The 17,349-nt window shown below is 71.6% G+C and carries 21 protein-coding genes; 9 read left to right on the top strand and 12 right to left on the bottom strand.

What is annotated here, in order from left to right; translation table 11 throughout:
• The first annotated feature begins 69 nt into the window (after positions 1 to 69).
• The 4 genes from OG406_RS03655 to OG406_RS03640 all read left to right on the top strand — a co-directional run bounded on the left by OG406_RS03655 (position 70) and on the right by OG406_RS03640 (position 2,713).
• Positions 70 to 441 carry a TraR/DksA family transcriptional regulator gene (locus OG406_RS03655; RefSeq protein ID WP_443067047.1) on the top strand — a complete coding sequence of 124 codons (372 nt, stop codon included), beginning with the start codon at positions 70 to 72 and terminating at the stop codon, positions 439 to 441.
• Positions 438 to 1,250, top strand: coding sequence for a rod shape-determining protein (locus tag OG406_RS03650; protein ID WP_329183909.1), 813 nt, complete (start codon positions 438 to 440; stop codon positions 1,248 to 1,250). Before OG406_RS03655 ends, OG406_RS03650 begins: the two co-directional genes overlap by 4 nt.
• Before the next feature lie 46 nt (positions 1,251 to 1,296).
• Positions 1,297 to 2,145 (top strand): hypothetical protein, encoded by an 849-nt coding sequence (locus tag OG406_RS03645; protein WP_329183908.1) that lies wholly within the window; start codon positions 1,297 to 1,299, stop codon positions 2,143 to 2,145.
• Between the two features lie 88 nt (positions 2,146 to 2,233).
• The gene (locus OG406_RS03640; protein WP_329183906.1) at positions 2,234 to 2,713 is read left to right on the top strand and encodes a nuclear transport factor 2 family protein; all 480 of its coding nucleotides are present in this window, start codon (positions 2,234 to 2,236) and stop codon (positions 2,711 to 2,713) included.
• Between the two features lie 46 nt (positions 2,714 to 2,759).
• Here OG406_RS03640 and OG406_RS03635 read toward each other — a convergent pair whose 3' ends face one another.
• The 3 genes from OG406_RS03635 to OG406_RS03625 all read right to left on the bottom strand — a co-directional run bounded on the left by OG406_RS03635 (position 2,760) and on the right by OG406_RS03625 (position 4,890).
• Positions 2,760 to 3,932: an epoxide hydrolase family protein gene (locus tag OG406_RS03635; RefSeq protein WP_329183905.1), complete on the bottom strand. Its 1,173-nt coding sequence runs from the start codon at positions 3,930 to 3,932 to the stop codon at positions 2,760 to 2,762.
• A 142-nt stretch (positions 3,933 to 4,074) separates the two neighbouring features.
• The gene (locus OG406_RS03630; protein ID WP_329183903.1) at positions 4,075 to 4,410 is read right to left on the bottom strand and encodes a DUF6191 domain-containing protein; all 336 of its coding nucleotides are present in this window, start codon (positions 4,408 to 4,410) and stop codon (positions 4,075 to 4,077) included.
• A gap of 102 nt (positions 4,411 to 4,512) precedes the next feature.
• Complete coding sequence (locus OG406_RS03625; protein ID WP_081221460.1) at positions 4,513 to 4,890, bottom strand: winged helix-turn-helix transcriptional regulator; 378 nt, start codon at positions 4,888 to 4,890, stop codon at positions 4,513 to 4,515.
• 108 nt (positions 4,891 to 4,998) lie between these two features.
• On the opposite strand from OG406_RS03625, the gene OG406_RS03620 reads away from it, so the two are divergent.
• A complete protein-coding gene (locus tag OG406_RS03620; protein ID WP_329190636.1) occupies positions 4,999 to 5,364 on the top strand; it encodes a DoxX family protein in 366 nt (121 codons plus the stop codon).
• 95 nt (positions 5,365 to 5,459) lie between these two features.
• Here OG406_RS03620 and OG406_RS03615 read toward each other — a convergent pair whose 3' ends face one another.
• Entirely contained in the window at positions 5,460 to 6,632 is a 1,173-nt protein-coding gene (locus OG406_RS03615; RefSeq protein WP_327407893.1) for an amidase domain-containing protein, read from the bottom strand.
• A gap of 223 nt (positions 6,633 to 6,855) precedes the next feature.
• On the opposite strand from OG406_RS03615, the gene OG406_RS03610 reads away from it, so the two are divergent.
• Positions 6,856 to 7,812, top strand: coding sequence for a GlxA family transcriptional regulator (locus OG406_RS03610; RefSeq protein WP_329183899.1), 957 nt, complete (start codon positions 6,856 to 6,858; stop codon positions 7,810 to 7,812).
• Positions 7,813 to 7,926: 114 nt separating this feature from the next.
• Positions 7,927 to 8,925 carry a type I glyceraldehyde-3-phosphate dehydrogenase gene (gene gap / locus OG406_RS03605; protein WP_164375349.1) on the top strand — a complete coding sequence of 333 codons (999 nt, stop codon included), beginning with the start codon at positions 7,927 to 7,929 and terminating at the stop codon, positions 8,923 to 8,925.
• A 118-nt stretch (positions 8,926 to 9,043) separates the two neighbouring features.
• Here the strand turns inward: gap and OG406_RS03600 are convergent, their stop codons facing one another.
• From OG406_RS03600 to OG406_RS03590, 3 genes are all read right to left on the bottom strand, one after another.
• Positions 9,044 to 10,522, bottom strand: coding sequence for a glutamate--cysteine ligase (locus OG406_RS03600; RefSeq protein WP_266850330.1), 1,479 nt, complete (start codon positions 10,520 to 10,522; stop codon positions 9,044 to 9,046).
• 235 nt (positions 10,523 to 10,757) lie between these two features.
• Positions 10,758 to 11,081, bottom strand: a complete 324-nt coding sequence (locus OG406_RS03595; protein ID WP_267049583.1) for a DUF3040 domain-containing protein — start codon at positions 11,079 to 11,081, stop codon at positions 10,758 to 10,760.
• 135 nt (positions 11,082 to 11,216) lie between these two features.
• The gene (locus tag OG406_RS03590; protein ID WP_329183895.1) at positions 11,217 to 11,693 is read right to left on the bottom strand and encodes an Asp23/Gls24 family envelope stress response protein; all 477 of its coding nucleotides are present in this window, start codon (positions 11,691 to 11,693) and stop codon (positions 11,217 to 11,219) included.
• Between the two features lie 293 nt (positions 11,694 to 11,986).
• Between OG406_RS03590 and OG406_RS03585 the strand changes: the two genes are divergently transcribed.
• Positions 11,987 to 12,175 carry a hypothetical protein gene (locus OG406_RS03585; RefSeq protein ID WP_164375353.1) on the top strand — a complete coding sequence of 63 codons (189 nt, stop codon included), beginning with the start codon at positions 11,987 to 11,989 and terminating at the stop codon, positions 12,173 to 12,175.
• Positions 12,176 to 12,226: 51 nt separating this feature from the next.
• Positions 12,227 to 12,556, top strand: a complete 330-nt coding sequence (locus OG406_RS03580; RefSeq protein WP_081221469.1) for an antibiotic biosynthesis monooxygenase family protein — start codon at positions 12,227 to 12,229, stop codon at positions 12,554 to 12,556.
• Between the two features lie 74 nt (positions 12,557 to 12,630).
• On the opposite strand, the gene OG406_RS03575 is transcribed toward OG406_RS03580, so the two are convergent.
• From OG406_RS03575 to OG406_RS03555, 5 genes are all read right to left on the bottom strand, one after another.
• Positions 12,631 to 14,070, bottom strand: coding sequence for a hypothetical protein (locus tag OG406_RS03575; protein ID WP_329183891.1), 1,440 nt, complete (start codon positions 14,068 to 14,070; stop codon positions 12,631 to 12,633).
• A complete protein-coding gene (locus OG406_RS03570; protein ID WP_329183890.1) occupies positions 14,067 to 15,338 on the bottom strand; it encodes a bifunctional glycosyltransferase family 2/GtrA family protein in 1,272 nt (423 codons plus the stop codon). Before OG406_RS03570 ends, OG406_RS03575 begins: the two co-directional genes overlap by 4 nt.
• 201 nt (positions 15,339 to 15,539) lie before the next feature.
• A complete protein-coding gene (locus OG406_RS03565; RefSeq protein ID WP_329183889.1) occupies positions 15,540 to 16,058 on the bottom strand; it encodes a cellulase in 519 nt (172 codons plus the stop codon).
• Between the two features lie 8 nt (positions 16,059 to 16,066).
• Positions 16,067 to 16,582 (bottom strand): SigE family RNA polymerase sigma factor, encoded by a 516-nt coding sequence (locus tag OG406_RS03560; RefSeq protein ID WP_164375357.1) that lies wholly within the window; start codon positions 16,580 to 16,582, stop codon positions 16,067 to 16,069.
• Positions 16,583 to 16,709: 127 nt separating this feature from the next.
• Positions 16,710 to 17,162 (bottom strand): hypothetical protein, encoded by a 453-nt coding sequence (locus tag OG406_RS03555; RefSeq protein ID WP_143661097.1) that lies wholly within the window; start codon positions 17,160 to 17,162, stop codon positions 16,710 to 16,712.
• Between the last annotated feature and the right edge of the window lie 187 nt (positions 17,163 to 17,349).

The raw sequence follows: 17,349 nt of genomic DNA, 5'->3' as shown, positions 1-17,349 counted from the left end.
CCCCGCGCCGGCCTCCCCGCCCTCGCCCCCGCCCTATCCCGTTTCCACCCTGCCCGAGGGGATGAAGTGGTGACCCGTCAGACCGTCGACGACCGCGACACCGGCCTGTCCGCGAGGGAACTCGCCGCGCTGCGCGAGAACCTGCACGAACAGCGCCTGTTCCGGCGCGAGCAGCTCGACCAGATGGGGTCGGCCGCCCCGAGCCGCACCGAGGGACCGCCGGCCGGGCGGTCCGCCTCGCAGATCGAGGTCCGCGTCCAGCTCGCCGCGTCGGCGCGCATGGTCCTCGCCGACGTCGAGGCGGCGCTCGCCCGCATGGACGAGGGCGGCTACGGCACCTGCCACCTGTGTCACGCGGCCATCGGCCGGGAGCGGCTGGCCGTCGTGCCGCAGGCCCGCTACTGCGGTCGCTGTCAGCAGGTCAGGGAGGCCGGTCGATGACCACGGCCCCTCGTCCCCTACGGCACCGGGCCTGGCCCCGGTGCCGTACGTGCCACGGCATCGCCCTCGACCTCGGCAGCGCCCGCACACGCGCGTGGACGTCCGCCCGGGGCATGATCCTCGACGTCCCCACGGTCACCTTCTCGGGCGACGGCCCCGTGCACCCGGTCCGGCGGGGCGCCATCGTCGACACCCCCGGCATCGCCCGCATGCTCGACCGACTGCTCACCCACCGGCTGCCGCGCATCGGCCGGCCGCTGCTCATCCTGACCACGCCCGTCCTCGGAGGCGTCGCCTTCCGTACCGAGGCCCGCATCGCGGTGGAATCCCTGCGCCCCTCCACCGTGATCACCGTGCCCTCCGCGCGAGCCGTGGCGGCGGCGGCCGGCGCCGACGTGACCACCGCGCTGCTCGTCGTGGACATCGGCGCCCACATCACCGAGGTCGTCCTCCTCGCGGAGGACACCGTCATCGACGCCCACCGCACCGACCTGGGGCTCGGCGACCTCGACCCGGCGGAACCGCCCGCACGCGTCACCGACGCCGTCGTCGCCATGGTCACCACGATGCTGGAGCAGGACCGCACCACCCTGACGCTCGACGCCTTGCGGCGAGGCGTCCTCCTCGCCGGCGGAGGAGCCCTGCGCCCCGACATCACCCACCGCCTCACCCAGCAGCTGCACGCACCCGTCACGCCGGCCCCCGCTCCCCACACCGCGTCCGTCCGCGGCGCCTCCCACCTCCTGAACGCCGCACACACCCATCCCTCCGCGGCCCCACACCCACCTCCGCCGCACGGGCCCCGGTGAGCACCTCGCGCGGGACGCGACGCGGGGTGCCTCCTAAGGTGTCCGGATGTGCGTCTCGACAGGCGAAGCCGATTTCACCGGCACCACGTTGTACGGAGGCCGGCTAAGGCACCCCGAGCACGGGCTCATCCATGTGCTGGGCTATCAGAACACCGTGGCCAATCTGGCCGACGGGCCCAACGCGATGGTGCTGCACCTGCCGACGTACCGCATGGGCCGGCGGAACTTCCTCTCCGTGGGGACTGCTTCGGACCTCCTCCAGAGCATGGTGGACGCCATGAAGCCCGTCGGGGCGGGACCCCTTCCGGACGCCATGGACTGGATGGGAGGTGACGCCGTGCCCGCGGTCCAGGTCTTCGAACACGACGTGTACACCGTGCTGTTGGCGCACGACCCCGCAGCCCTTCCCACCGCCCTGGCCCGGGTGCCCGAGCACAGGAGACCGGCTCTCGGTGGGGAGCTGTGGCGGTTCTACGAGGAGCGCTACCCGGGACAGGCCATCGCCGTGTGCTGCTTCGACAACAAGCAGGCGGCGCGGGCCAAGCCGCTGCTGATGTGGTACCCGCCCATCGACCCCGACCTGCTCACCCTGCCCGCGCTCGACTGCCACACCGGTGCCGTACCCGACCCCGGAGCCGACGTGGCGGTGGACCACTGGGTCCTGTTCGGCACCGACGAGGCACCGCAGGACTGGGGCAGCCCCGTCGACTACGGCCGTGACGTGCCCGAGGACCTGCGTCCCTTCCTCCCCCGCTCGGTCATGGGCGATCACTTCGGAGGCACCCTGCCCAACGGCGACTTCGCCATCACCCACGCCGACGTCCTCCAGAGCCGTATCACCGAGGGCGACGACGTCTCCTTCGACCTGGACCCCCGCTTGGTCCGGCGCGTCTGAGGCGCGACGGGCCACGCAGAGGACCGCTGGCGCCGCGTCCGGCAGGGGCCTGACACTGAGCGCTCAACCCTGTTGGTAGGAAGGGGACATGACTCTTCACGATCTTGACCCGATGGAGCTGCTGCTCGCCGAGCGGGCCTGTGAGCGGCTGGTGCTGGAGCTCGTGCAGCGGCTCGATCTCGGTGAACCCGGCACGGTGTGCGACCTCTTCACCGCCGACGGCGTGTGGGAGTGGCCGTACGACGGGCGCCGGATCGTGGGCCGGGAGTCCCTGCGCGCCTACTTCGGCTCGCGACCCGTGGACCGCCTCTCACGGAGGATGTGCACGAACATCCTGGTCACCGTCGACCCGCCCGACACCGCCGCCGCGACGACCTACTTCGCCACCTACCGCGTCGACGGCCATACCGAGGGCACGCTGGTGCCGCCCCGAGCGCCCGCGAACGTGGGTCACTACGAGGACACGTTCCGCCGGGTCGACGGCCGGTGGCTCATCGCGAACCGGCGGCTGCATCTGGCGTTCGGCGGACCCACGGAGCGTCTGGACGCTCCGGTTCAGCCATCCTGACCGTGGTGGTCGACAGCAGGCCGCTTCGGGCCCGTTCAGGCCCCGTTCAGGCCCGTGCGGGGCGGTACGGGCGGAAGAACTCCCTGAGTTCCTCCGCGTACAGTTCCGGCTGCTCGAAGGGGGCGAAGTGGCCGCCGCGCGATGGTTCCGTGGCGCGGGCGAGGTTCGTCGTGCGTTCCAGCCAGGCACGGGGTGCGCGGACCAGGTCGCCGGGGAAGATCGAGAAGCCGGACGGCACCTCGACGCGCCGGGCGAGCTGGGCGGGCGGGATCGCGCCGTTCGCGCGGTACATGCGCATCGACGAACCGATCGTCTCCGTCAGCCAGTAGAGCGTGACGTTCGTCAGGATCTCGTCCTTCGTGAAGCACCGCTCGACGTCACCGTCGCAGTCGCTCCACGCCCGCAGCTTCTCGACGATCCAGGCGGCGAGCCCGGCCGGCGAGTCGGTGAGCCCGACGGCCGCCGTCTGCGGCTTCGTGCGGTGCAAGGCGGCGTACGCACCCTCGGACCCTCCCCACGCCGCCGCGCCCTCCATCCACGCACGCTCCTCGGGCGTGAGGTCGGCGGGGTCACCGCCGAACACGGGCAGGCCCCCGTCCATGCGGTGGACGGCCACGACCCGGTCGGGGTGGTCGAGTGCCAGGTACCGGCTCACATGGCTGCCGATGTCACCACCGGCCGCGCCGAAGCGGTCGTAGCCCAGTACGGACATCAACTCGGCCCACAGACCGGCCACGGCGATCGAGTCGAGGGGGGCGCCGGTGGGGCGGTCGGAGTATCCGTAGCCCGGCATGTCGGGCACGATCACGTCGAACGCGTCGGCCGGGTCCGCACCGTGGGCACCGGGGTCGGTGAGGAGGGGGATCACCTTCGTGTACCGCCAGAACGAGTCCGGCCAGCCGTGGCTGAGCACCAGCGGCAGCACCGGACCGCTCGGCGCGACGGCCCGCGCGTGCACGAAATGGATCCCGAGGCCGCCCAGCGGGACCCGGAAGTGGGGGAGCCGGGCGAGGGCCGCCTCCTGGGCGGGCCAGTCGAAGCCGTCGGCCCAGTACGCGACGAGCTCGCGGAGGTAGTCGAGATCGGTGCCGAGCGCCCAACCGGCGTCCTCCGGCAGGTCCGGCCACCGCGTTCCGCGCAGCCGTGCCCGCAGGTCGTCGAGGGCGGCGGGTGCCGTCCGCGGAGTGAACGGCTCGGGACGAGGCGCGACGTCAGACATGAGCCGCATCCTACGGAGCGCGCCGGTGCGGACCGTCGACCTGCCGTTCGGGCGACCTCGCGTCGCACTGCCGGCCGGTGCGTCCCGCGCGTCCCACCACTCCCGCCTCGACGGGGCCCGCGCGACCGCCCGCTCGATCGGGTTACCGGCGTCCCCGAGAGACCCGCTCGGCGGGCATGCGGACGACCGCCGTTCCACCGTCCAGATCCACCATGGTCCTGTTCGGCGGCGCGCCGTCCTCCTCGTCGTCGCGCAGGATGAGCGCCGACTGCCGTTCCTTCAACTCGCTCTGCTTGCCCGGCGAGAAGGTAGCGTGCAGTTGCTCGAAACCGGTCGCCGATATCTGCCCGTGCCGGACGCTGTTCCGCCAGGGCAGCAGTCCCGCCCGGCCCAGACGCAGGACGAGCTGGTCGGCGAAGGCCACCGCCGTCAGCAGGATGACCAGCCCCGGCAGCGTCATGAAGACGACGAATCCCATGCCGCCAGTATCCGCCCCGGACCGGTCCGGCGTCCGGCCCACCCCCGGTCGTGTGAGCACGGCCCGCTGAACTGCCGGGCCGCCGCTCCCGGTCGGGGCGCATCAGCCGGTTCGTTCCTCGTACGCGGCCCTGCTCGCCTCGATGTCCGCGATGTGCTCCATCGCCCAGCCGGCCAGCGCGAGCGCCGGCGGGATGAGGCTCCGGCCGTTCGGGGTCAGCGCGTACTCGACCCGGGGCGGAACCTCCGCGTACGCCGTCCTCGACACCAGACCGTCGCGTTCCAGATTCCGCAGGGTCAGCGTCAGCATCCGCTGCGAGATCCCCGGGACCTGCCGCTGCAGGTCGGTGAAGCGCAGCCGGCCCTGGTCGAGTGTCGTCACGATCAGCAGGGTCCACTTGTCGCAGATGCGGTCGAGCACGGCGCGGATCGTCCGCCCGCCGTCCCCGCGGATCATGCATGTGTGCTCGTACTCCGACATGACAGCTCCCTGTGCGTGACGCACACCCGTGTGCCTTTTGTGAGCCCCTCGACGGTGACTCATCATGGGGCAACTTACGCCGGGTAACTATTGTGCGAGGGAATGACCATGGACGTCGCGTACTGGATCGTCGCGGGGCTGCTGGCGCTGTTCTACGTCTACGCCGGGGGCATGAAGGTCCTCCGGAGCCAGGATCAGCTCAGGCCCATGATGGGCTGGGTCGACCGGGTGCCCATGGCGCTGGTCAGAGTCATCGGCACGCTGGAGATCCTCGGCGCGGCGGGGCTGATACTGCCGCCCCTCACCGGGATCGCACCCGTCCTCGCCGTCGCCGCCGCGGTGGGCCTCGTCCTCATCCAGGTCGGGGGCATCGCCGTCCACGTCTCCCGCGGCGAGGCGCGGTTGATCGGCCTCAACATCGCCCTGCTGGTCGCCGCGGCGGCGTCCGCCTGGCTCGGCACCACCTGGCTCTGACGTCCGGTCGCGCCCACGGGGCTGATGCGGTCGGGCGCCACGCAAAAGGGCGGGAGCCCGGCACTCGGCCGACTCCCGCCCCGTTCCGCCGACCGTCAGGTGCGGTAGGCGTAGTACGCGGCGTTCGGGTACGACGCGATGATGCTCGCCACCGACCTGTTGTAGGTGTTGGTGGAGTGGTACGACAGGTACGGCACACCCTGCGGGCTGCGGTACGTGACGATCATGCTGTGGTCCTTGGACCCGTCCTTGTTGAAGTCCATCTGCAGCACGTCGCCGATGTCCAGCTGGTAGACGTTGGCGAGGCTGGTGACACGCTTCGAGGACAGCGCGAACCACGAGAACTCGTTGACACCGATGAACGAGTCCGACTGGATGTCCGCGGTACCGAACCAGTTGTGGAAGTCGTTCGTGTAACCGGGAACGTGCTTCCAGCCACCGGCCTTCAGGGACTGGCTGACGAAGTTGGTGCAGTCACCGCCGGCACCCTCCCCGTTGAAGTCCGGGTACGCCGGGTTGTACGTCTTCCAGTACTTGGCCGCGTACGCCGCCATGGCCTTGTAGTCGTAACCGGAGGCCGTGAGGTTCTTCGGGTTCGCTGCCGGGTTCTTCGTGATCGCCGAACGGGCGGCCGTGGGCGGCCCGTCGTCGGCGGTCTTCGGGGCGGCGACGAGCGGGGTGGTGGCGACCTGGTTGACCGCGACACCGTCGTCGGTGTCCCGGACACCGGTCAGCTGCCAGTCGCCCTTGCGGTCGGCCTTGAACGTCAGCTGGTGGTGGGCCTGGAAGCCGGTGGTCTTCGGCTCGGTGCCCGTGGCCTTGTCGTACGTCAGCGTCGTCGTCTCGGTGACGGTGACGGTGGCGTGACGGCCCTTCACCTTCGTGGTGTCCAGCGAGACCGTCGTGTTGCCCGCACGGTACTTCTCGCCGAGCTTCGCCAGACGGTCCTTGCGGCCCTCGAGCTGCGACAGCGCGGACTTCTCGGTGCGCGTCTGGGTGGAGGACAGACGCACGTCGCCGGAGAACCGCGACGTGGTCCGCTTGCTCGTCCCGTTGTCGACCAGGGCGTCGGTACGGTCGGTGAAGACCGCGTCGGCCAGCTTCTGGAAGGTGGCCTTCGTGGACGCGTCCACCTTGGGGTCGGCGGCGACACTGGCCGCGCCGGCGGACCAGTTGGGCAGCAGCGCCGCTCCGGCGACGACCGATGCGGCCGCCGCCGTGACTATGGTCGCGCGTTGCCGCTTACGGCTCAGTTTCCTTGATTTCAATGGTGTTCCCCTCTACGCCGGTATTCGATACCGGAGGCCGCATCCTCGCACGGCATGTGTGGCTCCCGTGAAGGGGGTTGTCGAAGTGATATCGCTGTAATCTGCGGACGGCGCGGCGCCGTTGGGGCCCCGGCCCCTCGCACAGGCGCGTCCCGTCCTCAGACCGGCTCCCCATGCGGCCCGGCCGACCCGCCCGCGAGCGCAGGCCACGTACCCTTTCACCGTGTCAGAAAGCCGTCTGCATCGCGTCGCCGTCCTCGTGCTCGAAGGGGCCAAACCGCTCGATGTCGGAATTGCCGCGCAGGTGTTCACGACCCGCGCGAGCATGCCGTACGAGGTACGGGTGTGCGGCGCGGAACCCGGGCTCGTCACGGGCGGCGACGGACTGTCGTACCACGTCGCCCACGGCCTCGACGCGCTCGCCTGGGCCGACATCGTCTTCGTCCCCGGCTACCGGTCCCCCGACCGCGAGGACCCGCCGCGGGCCGTCGTCGACGCGCTGATCGCCGCCCACCGGCGAGGGGCACGGCTGGCCGCCATCTCGACCGGCGCCTTCGCCCTCGCCGCCACGGGGCTGCTCGACGGCAAGCGCGCCACGACGCACTGGCACTACACCCGGGCTCTCGCGGCGAAGCACCCCCTCGTCCACGTCGACGAGAACGTCCTCTTCATCGACGAGGGCAGCGTGCTCACCTCGGCGGGCGCCGCCTCGGGCATCGACCTCTGTCTCCACATCCTGCGCGGCGACCTCGGTGTGGCCGCGTCGAACCACGCGGCCCGGCGCCTGGTCGCCGCTCCCTACCGCAGCGGCGGTCAGGCCCAGTACGTGCCACGCAGTGTGCCCGAGCCGCTGGGCGAACGGTTCGCCGCCACCCGCGAGTGGGCCCTCCACCGGCTCGGTGAATCCCTCTCCCTCGACAGGCTCGCCGAGCACGCGGCGGTGTCACCGCGGACCTTCTCGCGGCGGTTCGCCGACGACACCGGCTACACCCCGATGCAGTGGGTGATGCGGGCCCGGATCGACATGGCGCGTGAGCTGTTGGAGCGTTCGCAGTGGAGCGTCGAGCAGATCGCCGCGGGCGTCGGCCTGGGCACGGGCGCCAATCTGCGGCTCCACTTCCAGCACATTCTCGGCACCAGCCCGAGCGAGTATCGGCGCACCTTCACCCAGGGCGAATAGCCCCACCACCCGATGGCGCGATCCTTGCGGACCGTGGCGATCTCGCCGGTGTCACGGCGGCGGCGCGCGAGCGAGGCTGGGAGGGAACCCGCAGGGACCGGAAGGACACCACTCATGACTCGCATCGCCATCAACGGATTCGGCCGCATCGGACGCAACGTGCTGCGCGCGCTGCTCGAACGCGACACCAAGCTGGAGGTCGTCGCCGTCAACGACCTCACCGAGCCCGCCGCGCTCGCCCGGCTCCTCGCCTTCGACTCGACGTCCGGCCGCCTCGGCCGCCCCGTGACCGTCGACGGGGACACCCTCGTCGTCGACGGCCACCGCATCAAGGTGCTCGCCGAGCGGGAGCCGGCTCAGTTGCCCTGGGCGGAACTCGGCGTCGACGTCGTCCTGGAGGCGACCGGCCGCTTCACCTCCGCCGAGGCGGCCCGCGCGCACCTCGACGCCGGCGCCAGGAAGGTCCTCGTCAGCGCGCCGTCCGACGGTGCCGACGTCACGCTCGCGTTCGGTGTGAACAACGACGCCTACGACGCGGCCACGCACACGATCGTCTCGAACGCGTCGTGCACCACCAACGCGCTCGCCCCGCTGGCCGCCGTCCTCGACGAACTCGCCGGTATCGAGCACGGCTTCATGACGACGGTGCACGCCTACACCCAGGAGCAGAACCTCCAGGACGGCCCGCACCGCGACCCCCGCCGCGCCCGTGCCGCCGGCGTCAACATCGTGCCGACGACGACCGGCGCCGCCAAGGCGATCGGCCTGGTGCTGCCGAACCTCGAGGGCAAGCTGTCCGGCGACTCGATCCGCGTCCCCGTCCCGGTGGGCTCGATCGTCGAGCTGAACACGACCGTGGCCCGCGACGTGACGCGCGACGAGGTCCTGGCCGCCTACCGCACGGCGGCGGAGGGCCCGCTCGCCGGCGTCCTGGAGTACTCCGAGGACGCTCTCGTGTCGTCCGACATCACGGGCAACCCGGCCTCGTCGATCTTCGACTCGGCCCTCACCCGCGTCGACGGCCGCCACATCAAGGTCGTCGCCTGGTACGACAACGAGTGGGGCTTCTCCAACCGCGTGATCGACACGCTCCAGCTCCTCGCCGCGAGCTGACCGAGGACGAACGACACCCCGGCAGGCCCCGGCGGAACGGGGGAGCAGGCGGACGCCGGGGTGCCCCTCGGGGATGGCGCGGGGCGCACCGACGGCCCGGTCGACCCGCGCGGTCTCCTCAGTCCACCGGCCAGGTGTGGACCGGGGCGTTGAGATGCATGTAGTCGATGTACTGCCGGGTCATGAGCCGCAGGGCCTCGTGGCGGTCGTGGTGGCCCGAGGCCTCGAGGCGGTGCAGCATCTCCTTCTGCCAGACGGCGCCGTTGCGCGCCGTGACGCACCGCTGCTCGATGATGCCGAGCAACGGTTCCCGCCAGGCCGCGTCCATGCCCGAGCGCTCCAGGCCCTGGTGGGCCAGCGGCAGCAGTCTGCGCAGGACGAGTTCGGGCACCGGGACCTCGCCGGTTCCGGGCCAGTACAGGCGGGCGTCGATGCCGTGCCGTGCCGCCGCGTGCAGGTTGTCCTCGGCGGCGGAGAAGGACATCCGTGACCAGACCGGCCGGTCCTCGTCGACGAGCGCGCGGGTGAGGCCGTAGTAGAAGGCGCCGTTGGCGAGGGTGTCGGCGACGGTCGGGCCCGCGGGGAGTACGCGGTTCTCCACGCGCAGGTGCGGCCTGCCCTGGGCGACGGCGTACACCGGACGGTTCCAGCGGTAGATCGTGCCGTTGTGCAGGGTGAGTTCGCCGAGGTCGGGAATGTCGCCGCGGTCCAGCATCCGCGTGGGGTCCTGGTCCTCGCACAGGGGCAGCAGGGCAGGGAAGTAGCGGAGGTTCTCCTCGAAGAGGTCGAAGACGCTGGTGATCCACCGCTCCCCGAACCAGACCCGGGGCCGTACGCCCTGGGCCTTGATCTCCTGCGGACGGGTGTCCGTCGCCTGCTCGAAGAGCGGGATGCGCGTCTCGTGCGCCAGTTCCTTGCCGAACAGGAACGGCGAGTTGGCGGCGAGCGCGACCTGCACCCCGGCGATCGCCTGCGCCGCGTTCCAGTAGTCGGCGAACTCCTCGGGCGAAACCTGGAGATGGAACTGCGTGCTCGTGCAGGCGGCTTCCGGCGTGATGGTCTCCGCGTAGGTCCGCAACCGGTCGACGCCGTCCACCTCGATGAGCAGGTCCTCGCCGCGTGCCGCGAAGACCTGCTCGTTGATCAGCTGGTAACGGGCGTTCTCCGACAGGGCCTTCGGGCCCACGTCCTCCTCGCGCAGGGTGGGGAGGATACCGACCATGATCAGGTGGACGCCCACGGTCCTGGCGCGTTCGTCGGCATGGTTCAGCGCGGCGCGGATCTCCTCCTCCCAGGCGTCGGGACCGCCCGCGGTCAGCCGCCGGGGCGGCACGTTGATCTCCAGGTTGAACCGGCCCAGCTCGGAGTCCCAGGCGGGATCCGCGATCGCGTCGAGCACGTCGCTGTTCCGCATCGCCGGGTCGCCCTCGGCGTCGGTCAGATTCAGCTCTATCTCCAGGCCCACCTGGGGCCGCTCCGCGTCGAACCGTGACTCGCGCAGCATCTGCGCGAAGGCGTCGAGGCACTCCTGCATCTTGATCCGGTACTGGCGTCGGTCCTCGCGGGTGAAGACCAGCGCCGGAACATCTCGCCCCATCGGTCCTCCCGGGTCTCACCCCACGGACACGTCTCCCCTCCACCCTCGCACCGCGGAGCCGGTCCGACCATGCGAGGAGAGGGCGCGCCCCCGTCGTCATTCCTGTCGCTGGGGCGCATGACCGGACATCGGCATCGGCGGACCCGGCCCCGCGGCCGCGCCGTACATTCCCGCCGGTCCGACCACACCGGGTCCGGGTGACGCGCGCCTCAACCGGCCCCCGCCGTCCGGCCGTTCAGAACCAGGAGGTGATGCGGCCGCGACCGCCGGCCTTCATCCAGCGTCGTACCAGCCGGACGGCCTGGATGACGGTGAGCGGCCACAGGATCGCGAAGCACCAGAGGACGGCGGGCTGGGACGTGCGGTAGCCGACGACGGCGAGAAACACGGAGCAGAGCAGCATCAGCACGATCGAGAGCGGGAGCCACGACCGGCGGGCCGGGGTGGGAGGCGGGTCCGGTTCGACGTGGTCGTGCCGCAGCCCTTCCTCGATCTCCGCGAGCGTGGCGCGTTCGAGCGGAGACAGCCGGACAGTGTCCCGGTGGTCCTTCTCGTCCACGGCGACACACCTCCTGAGGATCTTCGTGTGAAGCGGGGCTCTCGGGGTGCCCGGCAAGGACTGGGCCGGATGCTCGGTGAGCGGGGGAGGGACCCTCGGCGCGCCCGTCGTGGCGATCGGCAGAGGGGTGCCGGGTCACGTCACGCGGCTCTCCGACTGCGGTGTGTCGTCCTCTTCGTCGGGCAGATGGACGTCGCCGACGGCGAGGTTGACCTCGACGACCTCCAGGCCGGTCATCCGCTCCACGGCCGAGATCACGTCGGTACGTACGCCGGTGGCCACGTCCGCGATGGGATACCCGTAGTCGACGACCAGGTCGAGGTCCACCGCCGCCTGGCGCTCACCCACCTCGACGCTCACTCCACGGCTCGCTCCGGGACGTCCGACGGGGACCCGGTCGCGGACGGATCCGAGCGTTCGTGCCATGCCGCTGCCCAGGCTGTGCACGCCCACGGAATCCCGTGCGGCTGCTGCGGCGATCTTCTCCACGACGCTGTCGGCGATGGTGGTCCGCCCCCGGCCGGCCGGATCACTCCTGCCCCCGGCGCCGGACCGCGTCGACTTGTCCGTCTGGTTCTTGCTGGTCGCGGGGCTGCTGCTCAGGTCCGTCATCGAGACCTCCTCCATGCGGAGACGTACGAAGTGCCCGGCCATACAACGGGCACGCCCTAGTGGCTATCGTCACACAAACGGAGTAATTCGTGCGATAGGAGGGAAAAGGTGCGAAACGCCGATCGGTCTGCAAGGGCGCGTCGGGCGGATCGATCCCGCCACCGCTTGCCCTACCTGAAGTAACAAGATCAAAATGCCGGTGGGCGCCTCGGGCAACTATGCGGGACGTCCTTCGCCCTCCCCCCTCGTGCGCCGTGTGAGCCCGGCGTGTCCCCCCGCGTCAGGAGCCCAGGATGCAGACCCCCAACGACTCCCTCGATCAGGCGCGCATGTCGTACGAGGGGCACCTGAACTCCTGCCGTCAGTGCGCCGCGGACCGGGCGCCGTGCGCCGTCGCCAAGCACCTCAGGCGCGTCTGCAACAGCCTCGACCTCGCCGCCCGCCGCGGCGTTCCGGGAGGTCCCGCCCCGCGCACCCGATGAGCGGGCGGGCCCTTCGGCGGCGGCCCTGTCGCCGTGCGGCAGGATGGGGTCATGAGCGTAGTCAAGATCAACGTACTGACCGTCCCCGCCGAGCAGCGGGAGACGCTGGAGAAGCGCTTCGCCTCGCGGGCCCACGCGGTGGAGGGCTCCGACGGGTTCGAGTGGTTCGAGCTGCTGCGGCCCCTCGAAGGCACCGACAGCTACCTCGTCTACACCCGCTGGCGTGACGAGGAGTCCTTCCAGGCCTGGATGGAGGGCCCGATGCAGGCCGCCCACCAGGGTGGGGCCGCTTCCGGCGGCGAGCGTCCCCGGCCCGCGGCGAGCGGATCCACGCTGTGGTCCTTCGAGGTCGTGCAGCAGGCCGCTCCGGCCAAGCCGTAGCAGCTTCGCCCCCTCGGGGGTGAGACCTCCCGCGGGAAGGTCAACCGCCGTGCGTGTCGCAGCGGTTGACCTTCCTAGGGCACGCCCAGCTCGAACAGCACGTATCCGGCGTAGGAGCCGGAGGCGAGTGCCGCGACGCCGAGGACCGTGCACAGCACCGGTGTGCCGAGGCGGCGCATGGCGGTGGCGCAGGGGATCAACAGCGGGAAGGCGGGGAGCAGATAGCGGGAGACGTTGCCGAAGATCTGCTGGCTTCCCAGGACGAGCGCCATCGTCAGCACGGTGTAGGCGATCAGGACCGGCGGCGGGCGCAATCGCAGGAGCAGGGGCAGGGCGAGTAGGGCGAGCAGAACCGTGGCGGCGCCGACGAGGTCCTCGTAGGGGTACGCGAAGAGGTAGTCGAAGTGGCCGACCGGGAGTGACGTGAAGACGTCGAAGGTCTGCCGCCCGTAGTCGAACGTGTGGGCCCAGGCGCCCTTCTGGAGCGCGAAGTAGCCGCCGTAGTCGCCCATCCGGTGACCCACCCAGCCGAGATGGCCCGCCAGACCGAGCGGAGCGATCGCGACGGCCGCGAGGGGCCGCAGGACCGGACTCCGGCGTCGTCTTCCGTCCGGGGCAGGCGGGCAGCCCCAGCGGCGCACTTCGCGGTGGTGGCGGCGCAGTTCCAGCAGGACGGCGAGTGCCAGTGCGGCGATGAGTGCGGTGGCCGTCGGGCGCGTGAGGCCGGCCAGGCAGGTCAGGAGGCCCGCGGTGAGCCAGTTGCGGCGCATGACGGCGTGACAGGCCCATGCGGCGAGGGCGATGTAGAGGGATTCCGAGTAGCCGGACCACTCCGTGCCCGATCCCGGCCACACGGCGAAGAGTCCCGCAGCGGCCAGCCCGGCGCGCGTGCCGCTGACGCGGGACGTCACGGCGTGGATGCCCAGCGCCGCGACGAACGAGGCGACGATCGAGACCGTCAGCCCGGCGCCGAACAGGCCGAGTCCCGTGACGGAGGAGACCAGGCGCATGAGTGCGGGATACAGCGGGAAGAACGCGGCGGAGTTGCCCTCCAGGGTGATCAGGCCGGTGGCGCCGGGGACCGGGACGAGCGCCGGGTGGTAGCCGTGCGCGGCGATCTGCTGGTACCACCAGCCGTCCCAGGTGGCGAGGACGTCCCAGGCGTGGGCGCCGCCCCCGAAGCGGGGGTGCTTCCGCCGGAAGTCACCGGTCGAGTCGAGCAGGAACATGAAGACGCAGAAGCCGGTGAGCTTCAGCGCGCCGTACAGGGCGAGGACCGGGACTTGAGGCCGTACCGACCGGCACAGCCGCTCCCAGGCTTCCTGGACGCGGAACCGGAGCGGGGCGTCGCCCTCGTGCGGTCCGTCGGCGTTCGGTGCTGGGTGAAAGGTGCCGACACTCGACGGAGTTGACCTGTCCGGTCGCGGGGCGGCGAGGGGGCGATGTCCTCCGCCGGGGCGGGAGATGCCGTCCTTGTTCGGTGAAGTCCCGGCTTGAGCGGGGTGGTTGCTCATCGCGGGCCTCCCGATGTGCCGTTGTCGGGGGCGGACGCGGGGAACACCCAGGTCCGCAGGAGCGCGAACCGCAGCAGCGTCGCGGCCAGGTTGGCGCCGACGAGAACCGCGATCTCGGCGGCCCGTCCCGGGGCCTGCGCCCAGCGGTGCAGAGCCACCAGTGAGCCACTGGTCAGCGCGAGCCCCAGGCCGAAGACGGCCAGCCCTTTCACCTGGTGGCGCAGCGCACCACCGCCGCCGCGCACGCCGAAGGTGAGCCGCCGGTTCGCGGCGGTGTTGGCGAGGGCGCACACCAGCAACGCCCAGGCGTTGGCGGCCTGCGGCCCCGTCACCGGACGCAGCGCCGCGTAGAGGAGCACGTATCCGACGGTGCTGACCACGCCGATGCCGGCGAACCGCAGCAACTGCGCCGTGAGGGAGTCCGGGGGCACGGCGCCTGCCGACCGCCCCAACCTGGCCGTCGGCAGGGTTCCGCGGGCCAGCGCGTGGCCGATCCTGGCGATGCCCCGCAGGTCGGCCACGACGGTGGAGACCAGGTCGACCCGGCTGTCGGGGTCGTCCACCCAGTCGACCGGCACCTCGTGGATACGGAGCCCGGCGCGCTCGGCGATCACCAGCAGTTCGGTGTCGAAGAACCAGGCGGAGTCCTCGACCAGGGGCAGCAGCCGTTCGGCGACGTCGCGGCGCACGGCCTTGAACCCGCACTGGGCGTCGGAGAAGCCGACCGCGAGGGTGGAGCGCAGGAGGGCGTTGTAGCCGCGGGAGATGATCTCGCGCCGGGGGCCGCGGACGACGCGCGAGCCTCGGGCGAGACGGGTGCCGATGGCGATGTCGGAGTGACCCGAGATCAGGGGGGCGACCAGGGGGAGAAGCGCGTTCAGTTCGGTGGACAGATCCACGTCCAGGTACGCGAGCACCGGCGCCCGCGAGGCCGACCACGCGGTACGCAGGGCTCGGCCGCGTCCCTTCTCCTCCAGGCGGATCCACCGTGCCTCGGGCAGTTCGGCGGCCAGCCGGGCGGCGATCAGCGGTGTGGCGTCGGTACTCGCGTTGTCGGCGACGGTGATGCGGAAGGGGTACGGGAAGGTCTCGCGCAGGTGGGCGTGGAGCCGCCGCACGCCGGGCTCCAGGTCGGTCTCCTCGTTGAAGACGGGAACGACCACGTCGAGGACGGGCTCCGTGTGGTCCGCGGGCAGGGGGAGGCGGACGGTCCGGGGGTCCGGGGGCCGCCGCTCGCCGTGCGGCCGTTCGTCGCGGTGTCGGTCCATGGGCGGGCCCTCCTGTGGGGGGCGGTGCATGATCGCCCGGGTGGGGAGGTCCACGGGAGCGGGACTCGGTGTCTTCGTCACGTTTCGTCCTGTTCTGTGCGCTGTCGCCGGACAGGCGGAAGCGGCTCGCGGCCCGGCGGCGATCGCGAGGTCCGGGCCCGAGCGCGGTGGCTACGGGAGAGGGGGAGTGGTGTGCGGGAGCTATTCGGTGCCGTGCGTTCCGGCGACGTACGAGGAGGTGACGTTCGAGGTCGCGGTGGACTGCGTCCCGCTGGGCGGCACCGGGGTGGTGGCCGGCGGACTGGTGGTCGGCCCTCCGGTCGGATCGGCGGCGACCGAGGTCGAACTCTCGGGCGCGGTGGGGCTGTCGGGTGTGACGGAGGTCCCCGCACCGTCCTCCGCCGTGGAGGTGGCCGAACCGGTGGGCGTCTCGCTGGGGGAGAGGGTCGGTGTCGGCGTCACGGACGGGGACGTCGGGGTGGTGGCGGGGCGCGGGAGCGGCGCCTGCGGCCGCTCCTGGTCCCGGGCGTGCGGCATCAGGAACAGACCGACGCTGATTCCGGCGACCGCCAGCACCGAGCCGGCCGCCTTCTGCGCCGCGCGGATCCGGCGGCGGACGCGGACGCCGGAGCGGAGGCCGTCCCGCTGCGCGGGCCCGAAGGGGGTGTGTTCATGGGCGTCGCGCATCATCCGCGCCAACTCCCGCTCGAAGTGGTCCATGGAATCCTTCACCCCACCGGCTCGATGACGTCCGCCAGGATCTGACGCAGGCGCGCCACACCGCGTGACGCGTGGGAACGGGCGGTACCCAGCGGGCACCCGAGGACCTCCGCGACCTGCTTCTCGGGCAGGTCCTGGTAGTAGCGCAGCACGACCGCGGCCCGCTGCCGGGGCGGCAGTTGGGCGAGGGCCGCCTCCAGTCGCGAGCGCTCCACGACGGCGGCGGACTCGTCCGCGGTCTGTGCCAGGTCGGGCAACTGCTCGACGGGGCGTTCGCCCCACCAGCGGCGCCGCGCGGAGCGCGCGGCGGCTCGGGCCAGGATCTTGCGCACGTACGCCTCGGGGGCCTCGTCGGCGACCTTCGGCCAGACGAACCAGAGCTTGACCAGTGCCTCCTGGAGCAGGTCCTCGGCGCGGTGCCGGTCACCCGCGCAGAGCAGGCGCGCGAGGTGGAACAGCGCCGACCAACGGGCCGCGACGAATCCGTCGAACCCGTCGGTCCCCTCGCTCTGTGGCTGTCGCATCCGCACCGTCCCCGCACTTGCCGCCTTCGTACACCTGGAGAAAGACGCCGGGGGGCGCTTCGCTATGCACTTCGGGCGCGTGATCTGGGTCACGGCGTGCGGGGGCGGCGGTGTGACGACGCGCAGGTCAGAGCGTGCCGCGCATGTGCTGGGTGAGGCGGTCGCGTTGTTCGTTGAAGGCGACGCGGGCGCTCTGCAGTTCCTCCGAGTCGAAAGGGAGCCCCTGGGCGACGGTGTCCCGGTAGGTGCGCAGCAGGGCGACGGTGTGGGTGGCCTGCCGGACGACGTGGTCGTCGGCCACCAGGGAGAGTTCCAGTCGGCGGGGCAGGACGTCGCTGTCGCGCAGGACGGTCGCGGCCCGGGCGAGCGCGGTCTCGTCGCTGTCGTGGCCCCGGGCGATGTTGACCAGGATCTCGCTGGCCTCCGCGGTGGCGTTCAGGAAGGCGACGTAGGAGGCGCGGCGGTCGTCCCGGGTGCGCTGCTCACTCTCCCGCAGCCAGCGGCGCCGTTCCGCGAGCGCGGACGCGGCAAGGGCGATGAGGGCACCCATGGTGGTGCTGAGAAGGCTGGTCCATTCCACATCCCTACTGTGCTCAGCCGGTGACCCGCCCAACCCGGGTGCGGAGCGATCTCGTTCCCAACTCGCGTGCCGGAGTCTCGCGTTGGGTCGGGGGCATCGATAGCGAACGGGCCCGTCCCGGTGTCCAGGACGGGCCCGTTGGCGGTCGGAGGCCTCGGGTTGCGCGGCAGCGGTGCGGTGGAGCGGA

It is taken from the genome of Streptomyces sp. NBC_01428 (assembly GCF_036231965.1).
Lineage (GTDB): Bacteria > Actinomycetota > Actinomycetes > Streptomycetales > Streptomycetaceae > Streptomyces.
The sequence above is the reverse complement of the archived record's forward strand: the minus strand, read 5'-3'. Positions and strand labels throughout refer to the sequence as shown.

Coding starts and splice junctions, on each gene's coding strand:
- OG406_RS03650 (WP_329183909.1), top strand. CDS start 438: ATGACCACGGCCCCTCGTCCCCTACGGCACCGGGCCTGGCCCCGGTGC.
- OG406_RS03645 (WP_329183908.1), top strand. CDS start 1,297: ATGTGCGTCTCGACAGGCGAAGCCGATTTCACCGGCACCACGTTGTAC.
- OG406_RS03640 (WP_329183906.1), top strand. CDS start 2,234: ATGACTCTTCACGATCTTGACCCGATGGAGCTGCTGCTCGCCGAGCGG.
- OG406_RS03635 (WP_329183905.1), bottom strand. CDS start 3,932: ATGTCTGACGTCGCGCCTCGTCCCGAGCCGTTCACTCCGCGGACGGCA.
- OG406_RS03630 (WP_329183903.1), bottom strand. CDS start 4,410: ATGGGATTCGTCGTCTTCATGACGCTGCCGGGGCTGGTCATCCTGCTG.
- OG406_RS03625 (WP_081221460.1), bottom strand. CDS start 4,890: ATGTCGGAGTACGAGCACACATGCATGATCCGCGGGGACGGCGGGCGG.
- OG406_RS03620 (WP_329190636.1), top strand. CDS start 4,999: ATGGACGTCGCGTACTGGATCGTCGCGGGGCTGCTGGCGCTGTTCTAC.
- gap (WP_164375349.1), top strand. CDS start 7,927: ATGACTCGCATCGCCATCAACGGATTCGGCCGCATCGGACGCAACGTG.
- OG406_RS03600 (WP_266850330.1), bottom strand. CDS start 10,522: ATGGGGCGAGATGTTCCGGCGCTGGTCTTCACCCGCGAGGACCGACGC.
- OG406_RS03590 (WP_329183895.1), bottom strand. CDS start 11,693: ATGACGGACCTGAGCAGCAGCCCCGCGACCAGCAAGAACCAGACGGAC.
- OG406_RS03585 (WP_164375353.1), top strand. CDS start 11,987: ATGCAGACCCCCAACGACTCCCTCGATCAGGCGCGCATGTCGTACGAG.
- OG406_RS03580 (WP_081221469.1), top strand. CDS start 12,227: ATGAGCGTAGTCAAGATCAACGTACTGACCGTCCCCGCCGAGCAGCGG.
- OG406_RS03575 (WP_329183891.1), bottom strand. CDS start 14,070: ATGAGCAACCACCCCGCTCAAGCCGGGACTTCACCGAACAAGGACGGC.
- OG406_RS03570 (WP_329183890.1), bottom strand. CDS start 15,338: ATGGACCGACACCGCGACGAACGGCCGCACGGCGAGCGGCGGCCCCCG.
- OG406_RS03565 (WP_329183889.1), bottom strand. CDS start 16,058: ATGGACCACTTCGAGCGGGAGTTGGCGCGGATGATGCGCGACGCCCAT.
- OG406_RS03560 (WP_164375357.1), bottom strand. CDS start 16,582: ATGCGACAGCCACAGAGCGAGGGGACCGACGGGTTCGACGGATTCGTC.